General features: G+C 55.8%; 12 protein-coding genes. 3 read left to right on the top strand and 9 right to left on the bottom strand.

Annotated features, from left to right (window positions below):
- Position 1 precedes the first annotated feature (1 nt).
- From ABD851_RS13900 to ABD851_RS13860, 9 genes are all read right to left on the bottom strand, one after another.
- A complete protein-coding gene (locus ABD851_RS13900; protein WP_344980299.1) occupies positions 2-1231 on the bottom strand; it encodes a hypothetical protein in 1230 nt (409 codons plus the stop codon).
- Complete coding sequence (locus ABD851_RS13895; RefSeq protein ID WP_344980297.1) at positions 1231-2034, bottom strand: glutamine amidotransferase; 804 nt, start codon at positions 2032-2034, stop codon at positions 1231-1233. Before ABD851_RS13895 ends, ABD851_RS13900 begins: the two co-directional genes overlap by 1 nt.
- Before the next feature lie 35 nt (positions 2035-2069).
- Positions 2070-3935, bottom strand: a complete 1866-nt coding sequence (locus ABD851_RS13890) for a sodium:solute symporter family transporter (protein WP_344980295.1) — start codon at positions 3933-3935, stop codon at positions 2070-2072.
- Positions 3936-3972: 37 nt separating this feature from the next.
- Positions 3973-5712: a RagB/SusD family nutrient uptake outer membrane protein gene (locus tag ABD851_RS13885; protein ID WP_344980293.1), complete on the bottom strand. Its 1740-nt coding sequence runs from the start codon at positions 5710-5712 to the stop codon at positions 3973-3975.
- A gap of 18 nt (positions 5713-5730) precedes the next feature.
- Positions 5731-8895 (bottom strand): SusC/RagA family TonB-linked outer membrane protein, encoded by a 3165-nt coding sequence (locus tag ABD851_RS13880; protein WP_344980291.1) that lies wholly within the window; start codon positions 8893-8895, stop codon positions 5731-5733.
- A gap of 301 nt (positions 8896-9196) precedes the next feature.
- Positions 9197-10411 carry a glycoside hydrolase family 172 protein gene (locus ABD851_RS13875; protein ID WP_344980289.1) on the bottom strand — a complete coding sequence of 405 codons (1215 nt, stop codon included), beginning with the start codon at positions 10409-10411 and terminating at the stop codon, positions 9197-9199.
- Positions 10408-11469, bottom strand: coding sequence for a LacI family DNA-binding transcriptional regulator (locus ABD851_RS13870; RefSeq protein WP_344980287.1), 1062 nt, complete (start codon positions 11467-11469; stop codon positions 10408-10410). The genes ABD851_RS13875 and ABD851_RS13870 overlap by 4 nt, the downstream gene beginning before the upstream one ends.
- Before the next feature lie 163 nt (positions 11470-11632).
- Positions 11633-13480 carry a RagB/SusD family nutrient uptake outer membrane protein gene (locus tag ABD851_RS13865; RefSeq protein WP_344980285.1) on the bottom strand — a complete coding sequence of 616 codons (1848 nt, stop codon included), beginning with the start codon at positions 13478-13480 and terminating at the stop codon, positions 11633-11635.
- A 19-nt stretch (positions 13481-13499) separates the two neighbouring features.
- The gene (locus tag ABD851_RS13860; protein ID WP_344980283.1) at positions 13500-16604 is read right to left on the bottom strand and encodes a SusC/RagA family TonB-linked outer membrane protein; all 3105 of its coding nucleotides are present in this window, start codon (positions 16602-16604) and stop codon (positions 13500-13502) included.
- 863 nt (positions 16605-17467) lie between these two features.
- On the opposite strand from ABD851_RS13860, the gene ABD851_RS13855 reads away from it, so the two are divergent.
- The 3 genes from ABD851_RS13855 to ABD851_RS13845 all read left to right on the top strand — a co-directional run bounded on the left by ABD851_RS13855 (position 17468) and on the right by ABD851_RS13845 (position 19627).
- The gene (locus ABD851_RS13855) at positions 17468-18646 is read left to right on the top strand and encodes an acyl-CoA dehydrogenase family protein (protein WP_344980281.1); all 1179 of its coding nucleotides are present in this window, start codon (positions 17468-17470) and stop codon (positions 18644-18646) included.
- Positions 18647-18734: 88 nt separating this feature from the next.
- A complete protein-coding gene (locus tag ABD851_RS13850; protein WP_344980279.1) occupies positions 18735-19250 on the top strand; it encodes a shikimate kinase in 516 nt (171 codons plus the stop codon).
- A complete protein-coding gene (locus ABD851_RS13845; RefSeq protein WP_344980277.1) occupies positions 19232-19627 on the top strand; it encodes a DUF423 domain-containing protein in 396 nt (131 codons plus the stop codon). Before ABD851_RS13850 ends, ABD851_RS13845 begins: the two co-directional genes overlap by 19 nt.
- Positions 19628-19662 lie beyond the last annotated feature (35 nt).

Here is a 19662-nt window from a genome sequence, read left to right as displayed (position 1 = left end):
TTTACAGGGTTGGTGAGGGAGCCGGCAGGCTGTTTAACAAGGCCAGGGCCTTTGTCTGAATTATCCTGTCGGCGCCCCGGGGTAAAAAGGACCATTTGCCCGGTCCTGTTTCATAGCCGCCCTCATCAAAGGCGGCCTCCGTAGGCAGATAGCCGATATTGTTCTCCCCGAAACCCGCTACGATGGTACAGGGAAAGGGAGACAGCCGCTCGATACCGAAGGCGGTTTCCACAAAGGGCTCTCCCGGCAGGAACACGATCGCAAGCGGACCGATACACAACGCGCTGCATCTTGCCACGGCATCGCCGGAATTATCCAGACCGGCTTCCGGTCTGGCGGTAAACGACCAGGTATCTCTCGTAAATCCGAAAACGCCGGTATCGGCCTTCTGCCACTGCTGCGCATCCATGGCCAGCCGGGCCAGCGCCTGTCCGTGCGCCTGCGCGCAGGCGGGACCGCCGGATACCGTCGGCGGATTGGTATCGCCGGCTGCGCCGTTCAAAAACAGGGCCATGCCGTATTGACCCGGTTGCTCCAGCATCCGGCACAGCTCACCGGGAAAATCCGGAGAAATATGCGGCATACACATCTCATGCACGGGGTGGCATACCGCGTGAACAACCGTGGCCAGCACTTGTCCGGACCGGTCCGCAAAACGTACGAGATGCACCCGCCGGTCCACCGGCTCCCGGGCCATCAGCTCGGGGGTAATGGGCTGCACCGAATCGGACATCATGATCCCCTGTGGCGTGGGTATGCGTCTTTGCAGGGAAAACCCGTCGAGCGCCCCGGACCCGAAAAATACATCGGCGGGCTGAAGCTTGGCAAGCGCCTGCCGGATCGCGCCGCTGACGGCCGTTTCCATCTCAGCCAGCCAGCGACGGTAGCTTTCCGTCCGGTACAGGTCCGACAGCGCCACCGATTCCGGCGCACTGTGTGTATGCGTACACGTTAGGATGATCTTTTCGGGATCCAGGTCCGGCGAAAGCGCCCGTTTAAACCGTTCCCACCCTCCCACCGAGGTATCATTCAGCGCAAGCAGGTCCAGCGACACCCATGCCACCGTTACCGCTCCGTGCTGCAACGCAAGCACCCGGGCTTTCAGGGGAAGCCGCACGGAAAGGAAGGGCGCGTAGGCACCCTCAACTGCGGAAGTAAGCAGTCCTACTTCAAGCGGCGGCGTAATATCCGCAACCGCCGTGGCGGCCGACAAGGAAGATAACGTTGTCATCAGCTTTTCTTTTGGACCCAGCTTAAGGATTGCTGCCAGAAAGCATCATAGCTTTCCCAGCGCTCAAAGTTGATCCCCCAGTGCGGCGCGGGATCAGACATATAGGTAAAGGTGCGGCCGCTGCCGTATTCACCGGCTACCACCAGGGGATGACCGGTTTCCTTCACCCGAACCAGCACGGTTCCCTCCGGTTTTTCTTTCACTTCGTTATAGCCGAAGATCGGGGGAAAGTTTTCCCAGGCCAGCCCTTTTATGGCCGGATGCTCCGGGGCGAGCACCTCCGCCGTAAAACCCGCAGAAGATTCTACCAGGTCTTCAAAAGGCAGGCATTCCACCGGCAGGACATCCTTCAGCACGCTTCTGCCCCAGCCGGATTTTCCCTGCACGCCGCTAAAGGAGAGCCAGCCTCCCAGCATCATCATGCCGCCGCCGTCCCGGATCCAGGTTTTGATGGCTTCCAGGCGGTCGGGAAAAGTCACCACCTTGTTTTCGCGCCGGGCCCTGTCAAAAAAGCTGGGGTATAAATGAAAACATTTGGCCTCCACATCGCTGATGATCAGCGCATGAGAATCTGTCAGCATGGCTTCCAGCTTGCCGGGCTCCAGGCGGTACAATTCCCAGTTGGCCAAAGCGGTAACATCGGCCTGCGGCTCGAGCGCCTCGGTGAGCCGCTTGCCGTAAAAATGCAGATCGGCGTCTTTGGTCTCTACGCCAAAAGGCGTCTCGATAAACATAGGTCCCAGATGGAATACCCAGTCGCCCAGGTAAAGCACCTGCGTATCCTTCGTTTTTTGTGTGTGCATAAGCTATTTCTCATTTAAAAATTAAATAACTATGGTCATGATCGCACGCTTTCCTCTTCCCCGGCAAACAGCGGTAATGCAGGGTTGTTTCCATTGGCCGCCTGCGCCGTTCTGGATTCCAGATAAGCCAGGAAGGAGCGGGACATACGTTTAAAGACGATAAATAAAACAACGGCCAGGACAAGATCGCTGATGCAGCTCGTATACCAGCCGAACCATCCTGCGGTCAACCCCTGGATGAGCAGGCACACGGCTGCAAACCCGATGATCGCGATCAGCAATCCCCGGAAAATAGGCTTGACGATACCGGCCTGCGATCCTTCTTTGCTGCCCAAGCGAAAGGGCTTCCAGTAACCCAGCGGCCGGGCGCGCGCATAGAAATCCCGCAACAGCTTCTCCGGATCAGGCGGGGTGAGCAGCGCCACCGTCACCCACAAAAGGGTGGTCAGCCCCATCACGAGCAAGGCCTGCCACCACCAGGGCAGCGCAAAATGCGCTGCGGAAGAAAAGCCCATGAAACCGAGCAGACGGGGAGCGAGCACAACCAGACAAAAGATGCCCGCGCCGCCGAAAGAGGCCGCGATGCGCGCGGGTCCGTTAAAACGCCACCACCACCATTGCGCCCAGTTGGCGGGCAGCTCGGCACAGCTGAGCTGCAGCATGACGATGGCCACATTGGTGATGATGCGAACCTGGAATACCACGAGAATGGCGAGCGAGAGGATCAGCGCCATCGCCACCTTCCCCATCCACATATAGTGCCGCTCGCTGGCATGCCGGACAAACCAGCGCCGGTAGATATCGCTCACCAATACCTGGCTGCCGAAATTGAGGTTATCCCCCACGGTGGACATGGTGGCCGCCATCATGGCCGCAACCAGCAGACCCATGGCCCAGGACGGCAGCATCGTCTTCATCAGATAGCCGTATACCAGCTCCCGGTCTGCGCCGGCCGCACGCAACTCCGGCCAGAGCAATGCCGCCGAGATGCTGGGCAGCGTCACCAGCAAAAGCAGGACAAACATGCTCACGGCAGTGACCACATACATCGTCAGCGCTTCGGAAGGTGTGCGCGTGGAAAGAATGCGTTGCCCCTCCATGGCCCCTCCCATCGGCGCGGCATCTCCTCCGTAGCCGATACTCTGACCGAACAGCCAGGCCACGGCGGCGGTAAACGGAAAGACATCATGCGTAGCCGGGGGCGCCATCTGCAGCATCTCCGGATGCGTTGCGCCAAAAGCGTGCTGCAGGGCGGCGGTCATGGCTGCCGGGCCGCCGAAGTACATCTGGGTGAGCACGGCCAGCACGATCGTCCCGATAAAGAAAATGCACATCTGGATCAGGTTGGAGATCACCACCCCTTTATAGCCCGAAAAAAAGACAAACAAAAAAGAGATCGGCACAATGAGATAGATCGTTTCGAGCTTGGTCAGACCGAAGGCAGGCCCGAGGATCTTATAGGCCGCCAGGAGAGTAATACCGGTCCAGGCCGGCATGGCGATCAGCGAGGTGCGGACCGCGATCCAGATCCGCATGGCCGATGCCGCCCTTTGCGGAAACCTGAGACCATAAAACTCAAGGGAGGTAAACAGGTTCAGCTTTCGCCAGAAAACCCCGAACAGCACCCCGCCGATAAAAAGCGCCAACCCGAAGCGGCTCAGGTACCACCAGGAGATAAAAGCGCCGGTGACGATGCCCAGCCCGCCGTAACCGGTGGCTGCATCGGGGCTGACCAGCGCGGCGGTATAGGAAATGCCGTTCAGCCATCCGGGTATCTTTCGTCCCCCCAGAAAGAAATTCTCCAGGTTGGAAGAAGAGAATCTCCGGTGCCAGAGCGACAGGCCAAACATCAGCACGAGATAGCCTGCAATGATCCATATATCCGGTCGGTTCCAGTTCATGCTTTAAGTTAGTGCTTTTGCATCGGGTTTCGTCTGCTTACCACCCCGGATTCTGGGTAAGATGCTTATTTAAAACCAGCTCATCGGACGGAATAGGCAGCAGATAATCGCGGCCGGGATTAAACTGCCATCCCTGCGCCGCAGGCGTGTTCTTCAGCGGGAAAATATATCCGTCGGCCGATACCGGAATATTGGATAGCGGCGGATTGAACGGCTTACCCACAAACTGGCTGTAGCGCGCGCCGTACAGCGGCTGTTTGATCAGCGCCGTCGCCGCCCAGCGCATGAGGTCGTCGAAACGGTAGCCTTCGATAGCCAGCTCCACACGGCGTTCCCGCCGGACCTCATTCAGCAGCGGCGAAAGATTTTTAAATTCCCAGTTGGGATCGGTAAATCCAACGTCCGCGGTTAAACGCGGCATACCCACCCGGTCGCGCAATACGTTGACGGTCTTGTCCAGCACTTCCTGCGTTCCTTCGCCCAGTTCTACTTTTGCCTCCGCGTAATTGAGCAATACTTCGGCATACCGGAAAATAATGCTGGCCGTGGCGCTTCCCGTGCCGTCGGCATCATCGGGAGCAATCCCCTTGAAGGGCTCAAAGCCGGTGGTGCAACGCCCGTCGCCCGGCATATTGATGTCCGGCAGGATAAATTTGCCGGTAGTATCGCCGCCGGTGATGATCCTGGGATATCCCGGCAACAGGATGGTCTGGGCCAGCCTGGGATCACGGTTGGTCACCTGGTCCTCCAGGGTGTTATCCCCTTTATACGCTTTGCTGACCGCGATAGGTTTACCGTCCGTGCACAGATAGGCATCCACCAGCTGTTTGGTCAGACCGGTATTGTTGCCCCCATACGCCAGCATGTTCTGGCCGAAATGCGTTAGCCCGAGGGATTTATCGAACTTCTTCCATAAAATGATCTCCGGATTATTCGAAAGGTCCTGCTGGTTAAACAGACGCCAATAGCCGAACTTCGGGTCATCGGCAATGGAAGCGATCTGGTAATACCCGGCATTGATCAGCGTCAGCGCCGCATCGGCAGCCTTGCGGAGGTATTTGTTGTAGTCCGCATTTTCTACGCCGAAAGGCGTTCCGTTATGGTATTTTTCCCAGGTGCCTTCATAGAGTGCAACCCGGGAGGTGAACGCCAGCGCCACACCCCGGTTGATCCGCAGCGCTTCTGCCTGGGATGGCGCCGCCAGGAGGTTCACGGCCGAATCCAGATCGTTCAGGATGGAATCAACGATGATATTCCGTTTCAGCCGCGGAGCCTGAAGGGCTTCCTCATCTTCTGTCGTCAGCGGCCGGCTGTACCAGGGAAGATCGCCGAACTGCCGGAGCAGCTTAAAATAGAACCAGGCCCGCCAGAAGTACATTTCCCCGACATAGGTATCGGTGAGCGCAGGCGCATCGGGCGACTTATGATAGTTGGCCAGGAAATAGTTGACAGCCCGGATATCGGTCCAGTCCCATCCGCCGCCGGAGGCGGACACGGTGCCGGTACCGGAGATCTGTGCATTGTAATTGTAATTCCCGTGGACCATATTGTCCGTGGCATTATCCAGCCAGAAGATGCCTCCGGTATAGGCGCCGGGAAACCAGCCCGGGAAGTCCGGATAGAACTGGTTGGAATACAGCTTCATTTCCGTAGCGGTAAAGTTCAGCTGTTCGTCGGTGATCTGATCCAGCGGCGGCTTGTCCAGCATTTTGTCGCAGGAGATGCAAACGGCCAAGATAAAACCCAGGAGAAGACAACCTGCAATATGCCTGTTCATATGATGCGGTTTAGGATGTTAAAAATCGATGTTGGCGCCGACGGAATAGGTTTTCAAAAGGGGATATATCTTGCCGGTTCCCCACCCTCCGTCCACCACTTCGGGATCATAGTTCTTGTTGATGCGGGAAAAGGTAAGAACGTTCTCCCCGCTGAAATAGATCCGCAAACGGCTCATGCCGGGGATCTTCCATAGCTGCAGCAGATCATAACCGATCTGGAAATTCTTGAGCCGCATATAGGCGCCGCTTTGCAGATACCGCGTCTGTACCTGGTGGTTCTTGGCGCCTTCCGAGGAAACATAGGGCTTCGGCCAATATGCGCCGGCGTTATCTTCGGTCCAGTAATCCAGCGTGGTCTTGTAAACATTGTTGCCGAAGTTGGGGGTAAAGCCCCAAAAGATGTTCCCTGAATTGTTTCCCGCATTACCGCCCAGCCACAGGTCTCTTTTGGCTACTCCCTGTATGAACAACCCGGCGTCCAGACCTTTCCACTCTGCGCTCAGGTTAACGCCATAGCTGTATCTGGGGGTGCTGTTGCCGATCACCTTTAAATCGCCGTGGTTAGCCAGGGTATTATCCCCGATATTGATCTTGCCGTCGCCGTTCAGGTCTTTGTACATGACGTCCCCCCGGGTCCAGCTTCCGAACAGGTAAGACTGGTCGGCCATATCGGCCAGGTCCTTGTCGGTCTGGATGATCCCCTGCGTTTCATACCCCCAGATATCGCCCAGCCGGAGCCCTGCATAGTTGGCGCCAAGCAGCTTGCTGGGATTGTAAAAGCGGGTAATGGTGGAATGGTAATCGGACAGCACCACCGACACGTTGTACCGGAAGGCGCTACCGATCCGGTCTTTCCAGCTGAGGGTAAGCTCAAACCCGCTTGTCTTCAGGTCGGCGTTGTTCTGATAAGGAACGGCTGCGCCGAGGGTGGCGGGCAGGACCGAAGCTGGGCCCAGCATGTTCAGGGTGGTACGGGTATAGATATCAAAGCTGGCCGTAAGCCGTTGTGCGAGAAAAGCCGCATCGAGCCCGAAGTCAAGCGTGCGGGAGGTCTCCCAGGTCAGATCGGGGCTGATCAGTCCCGGCACATTCAGATAGCTGGGCCGTTCCCCGTTCAAGATATAGCCGATGTTGGTTCCTATGGGTACGGTGGCCAGGTACTGATAGTTGGGCACATTCTGATTGCCGAGGGAGCCATAGGAAGCGCGCAGCTTGAATTCATTGACCGCGTCTCTGAGCTTATCCCAATAGCCCTCGCGGGCCAGGTTATAGCCCACCGAAACGGAAGGGAAGAAACCAAAGCGGCTTCCCTGGCGGAACCGGGAGGAACCATCGTAACGGCCGTTGAGCTCGATCAGGTATTTTTCATCATAATCGTAGTTCAGTCGCCCGAAAGTACCAAGCGTAGCATATTGGGTCTGGATGTCAAAAGCATTCTGTGTGCCGGTGGCCGTGCTGATGGAAGGGATGTCGTCGGTGATGAGATCGGAACGGCTGGCGCTCTGGTCGAAGCCTTTAAACTGCTCAAACTGCGAGCCCACCAGTATCTTAAAATGATGTTTGTCGAAGTTCCGGGAATAAGAGGAATACAGATTGGCGGTATTGTAATTGTCTGATATGCCTCCCTCTCCTACTGAATTTACAGAAGGGCCGATGTTATAGGTGGTCCCGTCCACATTCCAGGAATAGACATAGGCGCTGTGGTCCTGATAGCTGGTCGACTGGTTATCGTAGGAATAATCAAAATTGATCTTCCAGTTCTTCACCGGTTCGGCTTCGATAGAGCCTACCAGGGAAATATCGTTGAGGTCGCGTATGCTTCTTCCTCCGCTGGTGAGAAACTCCACATTGGAAGCGGTGCTGAAATGACCGTCAGGATTCCGCAGGGCCCAGTTCGGCCAGCGGGTGGAAGCCATATGTACCCAGTTTCCCAGCTGGCTGGCGTAGGGATAAGGAAGATCGGTATGGTGTCGGGAAAACCGGGTAACCAGGTTCAGCCGGAGCCATTTGGCCGGTTCGGTATGGATATTTCCGGTGACGTTGTAGCGTTTGAATTGCTCATCGGCATACCGGAGCTGACCGCCCTGATCGTAAAATCCCAGACCGAGATAATAGGTGGTGGCCTGGGATCCGCCGCTGACGCTCAGATCATGTTTCTGACTGACGGACCAGGGCTTGAAATACTCCCTGAACCAGTCCACGTTATCGGTATTCAGCGCGGAAGCATAGGTATATTTGTTTGGGTTGGCGGGATCCGGGGTAGACACGGGCCAGGTGCCCGGCTTCTGTATATTGTCTTTGATCTTTTTGATGATATCATCGGAAAAGGTAACCCCCTGTCCGCTGTTGACCGAGGCATCGTTATAGGCTTCGGCAAACTGAAGGGAACTGGCCATTTTGGGTAAGCGCGTATAAGAGCTCCAGGCTACCGAGGAGTTGAGCGAGATGCGCGGCTTTTCTCCTTTGCTGCCCTGCTTGGTGGTGATCAGGATGACCCCGTAAGGGGCGCGGGCGCCGTATATGGCCGAGGAGGCGGCATCTTTCAATACTGATATGCTGGCGATATCCTGCGGATTCAGATCATTGATATCATTCACCGGTATACCGTTCACCACATAAAGCGGCCCGCCCCCGGACAGCGATGTGTTGCCCCGGATATTGAAAGAGGCATTTGTTCCGGGGCCTCCTGGGTCGCCGGTGGTGGTCACGTTCAGGTTCGCCACCTTGCCTTCCAGCGCCTGGCCTACATTGGAAACAGGCCTGTTCTGCAGCTCCTTTCCGGAGATCTGGGTGACGGCCCCGGTAAGGTCTATTTTTTTCTGGGTGCCGAAGGCAACGACCACCACATCGTTGAGCTGCTGTGCGGCAAAATCCGGAAGCATCTTTACCGTAACGGGACCTCCGGCGGCAGAGCGGGTCTGACGCTGATAACCGAGATAGGAGATGATCAGCGAATCGTTTGTGTTCCCCACCTGGATGGAGAACCTGCCTTCCTGGTCCGTGACGGCGGAACCGCTGCCGCTGCGCAGCGATACGGAAGCGCCCGGCAAGGGCTTGTTGTTTTCGTTGAGCACCTGCCCGCGCAGGGTCAGCGGAGCTCCGGTCTGGGCGCGGGCATGCCGGCAGGCGACAGCGCAGCAGAGGAGGATGAAGCTCCGGAGAAATAGTTTTCTAATTTGCATACGTATTCACAATTATGAACAGCTTTGAGAATAATGCATTAACCCGGAAAAAATAAAACTTTCTGAATTCGTATTCAAAAATAATGAATGGGCTATTAAATTTCAAAAAAATTTTACTGCCGAACGGGATTTATCAAATATTTTTCGGATGCCCTTTACGGGATACCGGATATTTTTCAGCTTTCGCCGGGGGCGAAATTGCAGATATTCTTCACGCATCTTTGGGGCAATGCTAACCTATACCGTTCAGCCGCTTTGGGTCAATACTGTCCATTATTCTTAACCGTCTTTGGGGATAACGTTACCGGATATACTTCAGCCGCCGGGAAAGCGGAGCCAGCGGGGGCAGCGCAGCGTCCGGCGTATCGAGGTAAAAATAGGCGGTCGCCGCATAATGATCGATGCGGTAGAAATTGACCCAGTCATCGGCGGGGAACGCTTCTTCAAAAAGACCCGGATATCCTGTTGTATCCAGCAGCCGTACAAGCCCCGCAGCAGTCATCACGCTCACCGGCCTGACCTTTCCGCCGGCACGGACAATAGACCGGATCACATTCCGCCCTCCCCCACCCATCTGCTGGATGGTAACCCGGCAATCGCGCTGAAAATAAACGGGGTCAGGCACATGATAGCGGTAGAATGCATATTGTCCTTTCTGCTTGTCCACGACAGGTGCGCCCTGGTAAAGCTGGCTGAAAGGACCCAGGCTCCACGCCGAACCCAGGTAGTCTTCCGTTCCCGTCCCCGCCAGCGTAGGATGACTGCCGTCTCCGTCCAGATATATCTTTACTTCTCCCTCCCCGAACCAGGTGTCCCGGTACACGGAATCCGTGCGGACGCTTATGTTGCATCCCAGGAACCTTCCACGGCCCCGGACCCGGGGAAGGATCTCAAAGTCCTCTCCCAGCCCAATACCCTCGTTATCGCTCCAGTAAGCGTGAAAATAAGTCAGGTCCTCGGCAGGCTTTTCCGACACGGTCATATCCACATCGTAAAAAAGCAGCTCGTCTTTCTGCGACTGGTTCACGAAAACCATTCTGGCACGGGTCTTAAAGGGCATGGGGATATAACAGTTAAACGACTTCCCTTCCGGGTTGCTGAACAGCGCGCTCTGAAAAGCAGCGGTGCGTCCGAGCCCTATGCCGAAGAAATCGCCCACGGGAACCGATACGGCCGGTTTGCCGGCCCCGTCCCAGTAAATATCCAGCCGGATAGACCGGAGCGCTTCGGGGCTTCTGTCGATAAAGGTCATCCAGATGCGCCGGATGACGCCGCAGCCCGTATAATCGAGGATCACTACGCTGTCGCCCGCCTTGATCCACCGGCTGGCATCGCCTTTGGCGCCCTGGTTTTTCAGGGCGGCTGCCCCCTTTGCGCCGGACAGGTTCTCGAAGCTGACCCAACGGGTGGAGGCATCCCTGGGTACCTCGAAAAGCTCCTGGGCCCCGGAGTAAAGCGGGCAGCACAGCAGCAGGAGCACAGCCCAATATCCGATCGCATTTTTTTTCTTCATCATTTCTTACCGGTTTGGCGTCCGCGGGTACGCGGTTTGACATCCTGGATCGCCGGCCGTACGGAGTTGCGTACGATCAGCCGTCCTTTCATCGTGATCACCTGGGGAGGAAGCGTCTTATCCTTGATTTCCCGGAGCAGCACCTTCACGGTGGCGTCCACCATATCCTCCACGGGCTGTTCCCAGGTGGTCAGGCTATAAGAGGCCCAGGCGCCCATGCGGATGTTGTCGAAGCCGATAACGGAAATATCCTTCGGAATCTTGAAGCCGATCACCCGCAGGGCATCCATTACGCCGAGCGCAATGATATCGTTTCCGCAGAAGATGCAGTCTATGCCCGTATTTTTGGTCAGCAGCTCCTGTGCCGACCGGAAACCGCTTTCGTAGGTATAGCTCCCCGGCTCGATAACGAATTTCCCGATTCTTCTTTTATCCAGCACCTCGCGAAAGCCCCTGAGCCGGTCGATGGTCGTGGAAGTATCGGAGGGACCGGAAATAAAGGCAAATGACCGGTGACCGATGTCGACGAGGTAGGCGGCAATCTGCTTGGCGGCCAGGTAATTGTCGCAGAACACGGCGCTGGAGGCCAGATGTTCGGTATAGCGGTTAAACAGCACCACGGCAATCCCGTAACGCTTCAGCCGGTCGGAAGCCGGAGAGGATAAAAGCGCATCGGTGATGATGACGCCGTCAACGCTGTATTCAAGCAGCTGTGTGATTTCCGACTCCTGAATTTCTTCATTGTTCGAATTGATAAAGATCAGGTGATAGCCAAGCGCCGACAAGCGGTTATGAAAGATCTCCAGCACCTCCGAATAAAAGGGATTACGCATGTTGCGCATCACGATACCGATCATCATGCTTTTGCGGGTAATGAGACTCCTTGCATGCGCATTCGGCATATAATTCAGCCGGTCCGCGACTTCGAGTATCTTCTTCCGCTTTTTTTCGGAAACGTTGGCGCCGCCCGCGAAAACGCGGGAGACGGTGGACTGTGAGACACCGGCCATTTCGGCGACTTCTTTGGAAGTATAATTTCTCTTTTTTGTTTTTTTATCCACGGCAAAGTCTCATTAGAATGAATACGTAACCATCGCTCAAATGTATCATTTCCCAAAAACACTCGGAAATATATTTGTTGACCTACCCTTTAACTTTCGCCTTTAACCTTTAACCTTTTACCTTTAGCCTTTAGCCTTTAGCCTTTTACCTTTTACCCCTACCTCACCACCCGGGATTCTGGACCAGCTTCGGATTCTTTTCTATTTCACGCTGCGGAACCGGCCAGTAATAATCCTTGGTATCGAACACGCGCTTCTCCAGCACCGTCCGCTTGTAAAATGCATCGCTCGTAATGTTGTAAGGAACCAGCGGGTCGGCGCTCACCACTCCGTTGACGTCCAGTCCATAGATATTCTTATCGTCTATGGACGCCGCGGTCATCCACCGCCGCGTATCGAAATACCGGTGCGTCTCGAAAGCCAGCTCGATCCTCCTTTCATGATGAATGGCGTCGCGCATGGCGTCTTTCGAAAGACCGGGCGGAAGACCGGGCAGACCGGCCCGGTCCCGGATGAGGTTTACATATTTATACACATCGGCAACCGGACCCTGCGCCTCATTCAATGCCTCCGCATAATTCAGGTACTGCTCGCCCAGCCGGAAGAATATCCACACGCGGATAGGATCGGCCTTGGGCGACATGACAAAAGCGGGATTGGTCAGCTTTTTCAACAGATAACCGGTCTTGCTGTAATTATCCCCGCTCGCGATAGGCCGCCCGTCGAGACCCAGCTTCCAGAACTCCAGCGGGGTGGTCCTGTTCTGCGGCGCCGACCACTTGTATTTCTGGCCGGTAAACATGATGCTCGCATAAAAACGCGGTTCCCGGCCGACATACATGTTGCGGGTGCCCGCCACATAATCCTTGGTTTCCACAGCGGCCTGACCGGTTTCGCGGTAACCGGACAAGGGGTTGATAACGGGCGTCATGTCGGCATTATATCCGAGAATGGGACGGGTTCCGTCTGCCATTTCATAAGCGTCCACCATATCCTGGGTCGGCGATTGCAGCGGCCAGAAGGCGCCCGCCATCCCCCGGGGTTCGCTGTAAGCGTCGATATTGTTATACCCGGGATCATCCCGGGTAAAAAATACCTCGTCGTTAAAATTATTATAGAAGATCTCGGCATAGTTCAGCTCGGGATCATTGGTGGCCGAACGGTATAGCTTATGTCCCACCGATTCAGCCTGATCGATGCAGGCCCTGGCGGCATCGGCAGCCGTCTGCCACCTGGAGGCATCGGGGGCGGGAAACAAATCGAGGCCGTCCTTGTCCTTCAGCGTGGTACCGCCGTTCCAGAGGGGACTGGCCATATAAAGCAACACCCTTGCTTTCAGGGCCAGGGCAGTCGTCTTGTCCGGCCGGCCGTAGTCATTGGCCGCAGTGATGCGCGGATCCAGCAAAAGCGCTGCGGAATCGCACTGGGCAGCGATAAAGTCTACACACTGGTCGATCGGCATCCGCCTATAGGCCAGATAGTCCGCATCCAGGCTGATGGTTTTGTCAATGACCGGTACGGGACCATAGACGCGGACCAGCAGAAAATGATAGAAAGCGCGGAGAAAGATCGCTTCCCCCCGCCATCTCCGGATCTTGCTTTCGGGCGCCAGCGACGACACCGGCAGCTTTCCGATGTTTTCCAGAAACAGGTTAGCCTTGCGGATACCGATATAGCATTGCGACCAGATATCCTGCACATAGGAAGTAGGGCTCCAGTTACCCGCATTGATGTTGTTGGCAAAATTGGGATCATAGGACATTTCCATTTCATCGGAGGCAGCCGTAAAGACGTTGCTGGGAGACTCCCCTGCTCCCGGATTATCTACCAGGGACAGCTCCCGGGGCAGATGGGTATAGATATTGGTCAGATATTGCTCGGCATAGGTTGGGTTGGTAAATACCTGATCCGAAGTGAGATCCCCGTCGGGGGTCTTATCGAGGAAGTCCTTCTTGCAGGCCGTCAATCCCATGACCAGCAGGCATAGAAGAAGAAAAGAAATCAATTTCATAAAAATGTCTTTAGAGGGCTTAAAAACTTGTTTCCAGGCCGAAATTGTAAGTCTTGGTCAGCGGGTAGGCGCCGGTGCTGAAGTTCGATTCGGGATCCACCACCTTGATCTTATCCCAGGTGGCGAGGTTGGTTCCCTGGATAAAGATGCGCAGGGTCCGCAGCTTCAGCCTTTTCACCCAAACCTCGGGAAGGGTATAGCCGATCTCGGCATTTTTGATCCTGAGAAAATCCCCGCCCCGCTGCCAGACCGTGGACCCGATATAGTTGTTGGTGCTGACGCCCCGCACCGCCGGGAACTTGGCATGGCTGTTGTCTGCGCCGGGCACCCAGCGCTGGTCATAGATATCCCTGAGCACATTATAGGTTCCCACCCCTCCGGAAAATATCCATGCCGTATAGGCCTGGTCTCCCGAAGAGTAGAAATAATCTCGGCGGGCGGCGCCGTTAAAGAAAACGGAGGCGTCAAATCCTTTCCAGGCCACGGTGGCGCCCAGACCATACATGATCTGCGGTTCAGATCCGTAAGTACCGATCACCGTCCTGTCGGCATCGGTAATACGTCCGTCCCCGTTAATATCCTTGTACTTGGCATCTCCCGGGCGGGTGACGGATTGCAGAAAAGCCTGGCTGGGACTGTTGTCGATATCTTTCTGATCCTCAAAAAATCCGATACCCACATAACCGAGGTTGGCGCCGATCACATGATCCCTCAGCTCCTGCCAGGGATAGAGCGCCGGCGGGGCATCATTTTCCACAATGTTATTTTTGGCAAAGGTGAAGGTGCCGTTGAACGAATAATAAAATCCGCCCTGGGTCGTGTTCCTGAACTGCAGACTTCCGTCGATCCCTTTATTGGTAGTGATGCCGATGTTCGCATAGGGCAGCGTTCCGCCGGGATATCCGGCATAATCGGGTACCGAGGCCCGGGATAACAGCTGGCCTTCACGACGTTCGTGAAAAACGTCGGCGGTCAGCGTGAATTTCCCATCCATCAGCTCAAGGTCAAACCCCAGGTTCGCTTTATACGCCCGCTCCCAGGTCAGGTCTGCGTTGCCGATCCGGGCTTCGCTTTTACCCCCCGGATCGATGTTCTGATTGATCCCGAAAGTATACCCCGGTGCAGATTTGTTGAACGTCGACAGATACAGGAAACGGTCTCCCCCGATCTGGTCGTTGCCGACCAGTCCATAGCTCCCCCTGAGCTTCAGGGTGCTGACGAAGGGAATATGCCAGAATTTCTCGTTCGAGACAAGCCATCCTGCGCCCACGGAGGGAAAGAGTCCGTAACGTTTCCCTTTGGGAAAATTCTCCGAGCCGTTATAGGCGGCATTCACCTCCAGCATATACCGGGTATCGTAATTGTAGGTGACCCGTCCGATGATCCCTTGTCTCCGCTGGGGAATGTTGGCCACGGAGCTGCCGGCGTCGACGTTGGTGAATTCGCGTCTTTCCGCCGCTAAAAGACCGGTCAGGTTATGCCGGGCAAAAGCACGTTCATAGTGAACGGCGCCCTGATAATAAACCGTTTTATAATTTTCGTTCAGCAGGTAAAATCCAAGCGGCGTCTCCGTCGATACGATGGTGTATACATCTTCCCCGGAAGTGTTGCGGGTATAGCTATATAGCTCCGGGGTCTTTTGCCGCACATTCTGGGTAATATCCACCACATCATAAGCAATCAGCCCGGTGACCGAAAGCCCTTTGGTAAGATAGGACAGGTCCCATTTGGCCGAGAGGTTATTCATCAGGGTGGAATAATACTGCTTGGTATAGCCTGTCTGTGTGATCACAGCATACGGGTTGAGCTGTATGTTACCAAACCCGCCGGGGCTGGAGCCATCCGGATTAACGACCGGATAAGCATTCGGCGGGGTAAACATCAGGGCCTGGAAGATCTGTCCCGCACTCCTTCCGGGGAAATTCGCGGTAGAGATAATGCCGGCCATATCCAGGGACAGTGAGAAACGCCGGGAAAGCTGAAAATCCAGGTTGGCCCGGAGATTATATCTTTTCAGGGCGGCGTTCGTGGGGTAAGGCACCTTGGGATCTTCGTTGTAGATCCCCTGTTGAAGCGTATATCCCAGGTTGGCATAATATTTTACGCGCTCCGATCCTCCGGAGATCCCCAGGTTGTTGATCGACTGCTTGGTATGTTTTCTCAAAACAAGCGCTTCCCAGTCTACGTTGGGATACAGGTACGGATCGGTTCCATCCTTATATTTCTGAATTTCGGCGGGGGAATATTTAGGAGGCTGGCCTACGTTCTTCAATGCTTCGTTTACCAGGTTGGCATACTGGTATCCGTTGATGTAATCGGGTATCCGCAGCGGGGTCACCTCGGCGGTCTCCGTCCGGAAGGTGATCACCGGCTTGCCGGCTTCCCCCTGTTTGGTCGTGATGAGGATCACGCCGTTGGCGCCCCGGTTCCCGTAAACAGACGTGGCCGAGGCATCTTTGAGTACCGAGAAGCTGGCAATGTCCTGTATATTGAGGGTGGTCCAATAGTCCTGCAGCTCCCGCTCCACGCCGTCAATAATGATCAGCGGCTTGTTGACACCCGCCTGGGATACCTGCCCGCGGATAAATACCTTTGCCGCATCGTACCCGGGTTCGCCGGAGGTCTGACGGGTGAGCACCCCGGCAAGCTTACCGCCGATCGCATTGGTGAGGGAGGGGGTGGAAAATTGACGAAGGTCCTTTACCGATACGGAAGAAATAGCGCCCACCATGGTGGCTTTTTTCTGGGTACCATAGCCTACCACCTGAACTTCATTGAGCTTGTTGCCCTCTACATCCGGCATCAGCTTTATGGTAAGATGCTTGCGGTTGCCGATGAGTAGCGTGCGGGTCTTGTATCCGATGAACGAGACCACCAGGGAATCGGATGCATGGGGAACCTCCAGCAAAAACTTGCCGTTAATGTCGGTGTTCGTCCCGTTGGCCGTTCCCTTGACGCCCACCGTGGCGCCTACCAGGGGATCGCCCTTCTCGTTTTCCACCACCCCGGAGAGGACAAAAGAAGCGCTCTGCATTCCGGAAACAGCCGCTAAGGGAGGGGCACCATCGCGGAGCCCGTAGGAATAGGCGCTGCGTACTACCGTCAGCAACAGCAGCACAGTCATACTGCATCCGGCCAAAAGCCGCCGGAAAAAGGATTGCCCGGGATGACCCGCGCACACCATCCTTCGAAGACAAATCGTCGTAGAAATGTGCATGATTGAGGATTTTTGGAGTATTATATGAGATGCCGCTCTTATCGGAACGGCCTGCGAAAAACAATAAAATTATGAATACGTATTCATAACACAACAGCACGTGATCATTCCCTTCCCGGAGAAAGATCTTCCGGAAATTCTTCCGAAGAAAAACTGTCTGCGAAAGCCCTTCGGAGAACGACTGCTCCGGAACTGAAAACAATCATCCCGGCCTGCCGGTCTGAAAACCGGCCCTGCCTTTGCCGGCGATGGTCCGGCACAACGCATATTTTCAATGACTGCTTTCGCAGCATCCGTAAAAGGATAATAAGGGATTCAATAGATAAAACTATCCCGAAAGACAGGGTCGGGATATTCCCATAAGAAAGCAATGCATTTGTCGCCGGCGCTCATCAAACCTCCGGACCAAAACTCCATGTAACGGAATGTCGCGCGTTTCCGGTCTGTCTGTTAAAGACTGAACGGATTACCCCTTCCGCTGCACGGCCGGTACAGCACAATCTAAAATCGAAAAATAGAATAATGAATACGTATTCAACACAAATTTACTCTTTTGAAATTAGTTTTCAAATTTTTTTCCGGCTTTTTTGACGCTGCAATATGTCCCATACCCTTTACCCTTTACCCTTTACCCTTTACCCTTTACCCTTTACCCTTTACCTTTTACCTTTTACCTTTTACCCTTCACCTTTTACCTTTTACCTTTCACCCTTCACCTCTAATCAGGGGTTTTCGTATATTCGTTTCCTCACCGATAAGCGGAGGACGATATGTCAAAGGATCAGTTCCGGTCGCCCGACTACTACCAGCTGGATGACCTGCTTGGCGAAGAGCACAAGCTGGTGCGCAGCACCGTCCGTCAATGGGTCAGCCGGGAGGTCATCCCCATCATTGAAACCAGCGCGCAGCGGTCCGAGTTTCCCCGCCAGCTCCTCAAAGGGCTGGCCGAGATGGGCTGCTTCGGTCCTACCCTGCCGCCGGAATACGGAGGCAGCGGAGCGGATTACCTGACTTACGGCCTCATCATGCAGGAGCTGGAGCGGGGCGATTCCGGCATCCGGTCCACCGCCTCCGTGCAGGGCTCTCTGGTTATGCATCCCATATTCAGCTTTGGCAGCGAGGCCCAGAAGCAGAAATACCTGCCGCGGCTCGCTGCCGGCACCCTCATGGGCTGCTTCGGGCTCACCGAACCCGATTTCGGCTCCAACCCCGGCGGCATGCTTACGCGGTTTACCGCTGCAGGAGATCATGTCGTTCTCCAGGGCAGCAAGATGTGGATATCCAACGCCCCCTTCGCGGATATCGCCCTCGTATGGGCCAAGGATGAGCAGGACCACATCCGCGGCCTGATTGTGGAACGGGGCATGGAGGGCTTTACCACGCCGGAGACGCGGGGAAAATGGAGCCTGCGCACCAGCGCTACGGGCGAGCTGGTATTTGACCGGGTAAAGGTCCCCAGGGAAAATATATTGCCCGGCGTATCCGGTCTGAAAGGCCCCCTCTCCTGCCTGGATGCGGCCCGGTACGGCATCGCCTGGGGCGTCACCGGGGCGGCCATGGATTGCTATGACGCGGCCCTGCGCTATGCCCGTGAACGCATCCAGTTCGACCGGCCCATCGCCGGCTTCCAGCTGGTCCAGAAGAAGCTCGCCGAGATGATCACCGAGATCACCAAGGCGCAGCTGATGAACTGGCGGCTGGGCGTGCTGAAAAACGAGGGGAAAGTCACCCCGGCCCAGATTTCCATGGCCAAGCGCAACGCCTGCCAGATGGCCCTCGCGGTGGCCCGCGAAGCGCGCCAGATCCTCGGCGCTATGGGCATCACCGGCGAATACCCCGTCATGCGCCACCTCATGAACCTCGAAAGCGTGATCACCTACGAAGGCACACACGATATCCACCTGCTCATCACCGGACAGGACATCACCGGCATCAGCGCTTTTAAATGATCCGGAAGCAACGGCGTTTTATTACCTTTAAGCCCGTAAAACGAAGACCTCCGGTCCGCGTCCGTAAACCACCAGACCTGTTTTTAACATGAAAATCTTTCTGCTCGGCTTCATGGGCTCCGGGAAATCCTACTGGGGCCGGCAGCTGGCGGCCGAACTGCAGCTGCCGCTGTATGATCTCGACGCCATGATCGTAAAGGCCGAGCAACGCAGCATCACGGAGATATTTGCCGCCGAGGGCGAAGATTTCTTCCGCCGAAGGGAAAGGGATATGCTGCGGGAAACCGCCGCCGCCCCGGCTTTTGTCCTTTCCTGCGGAGGCGGGGCTCCCTGCTTTTTCGACAACATGTCTTTTATGAATGTTGTCGGGCTGACCATCTGGCTCAACCCTCCTGTGCCCGTAATGACGAACCGCCTGCGGCGGAACCGGGAAAAACGCCCGCTGGTCAGGGACCTGGATGACGCCGCCCTCGAAGCCTACGTGACGCAGAAGCTGGAAGAACGCCGCGTTTTTTACGAGCAGGCACGGCTGATCATTGACCCGGTTCCGCATAACGTCGCTACCTTCGCCGAAAAAATAAGACAATGCACAGAACATACCTGATCATCGCCGCCCTGCTGGGCGCCCTGTCCGTTATCACCGGCGCCTTCGGCGCGCATGGGGTGAAGAGCCTGGTCACACCCGATGTACTGGAGATCTATGAAACCGGGGTACGGTACCAGTTCTACCATGTCTTCGCCCTGCTGGCCGTGGGCATATTATACCGCTGGTATCCCGGGAAAGCGATGTCCTGGGCAGGTATCCTCTTTATTGCCGGCGTCGTGCTTTTCAGCGGATCGCTTTACCTGATCACCCTGATGAAAGCGGGCGGCAAAAGCGTGCCCACGGGCATAGGCTTGCTGACCCCGCTCGGGGGCCTGCTGCTCACCGGCGGATGGGCAGCCCTGCTGCTGGCCTTCCTGAAAGCATCCCAGGGCTGAGCGCCGGCATTCCGGAAACCTTCCCCGGCAATGCT

Origin of the sequence: Compostibacter hankyongensis (assembly GCF_039541075.1) — a bacterium.
Classification (GTDB): Bacteria; Bacteroidota; Bacteroidia; order Chitinophagales; family Chitinophagaceae; genus Compostibacter; species Compostibacter hankyongensis.
Note: the sequence above shows the minus strand (reverse complement) of the source record. Positions and strands in the feature narration are given on the sequence as shown.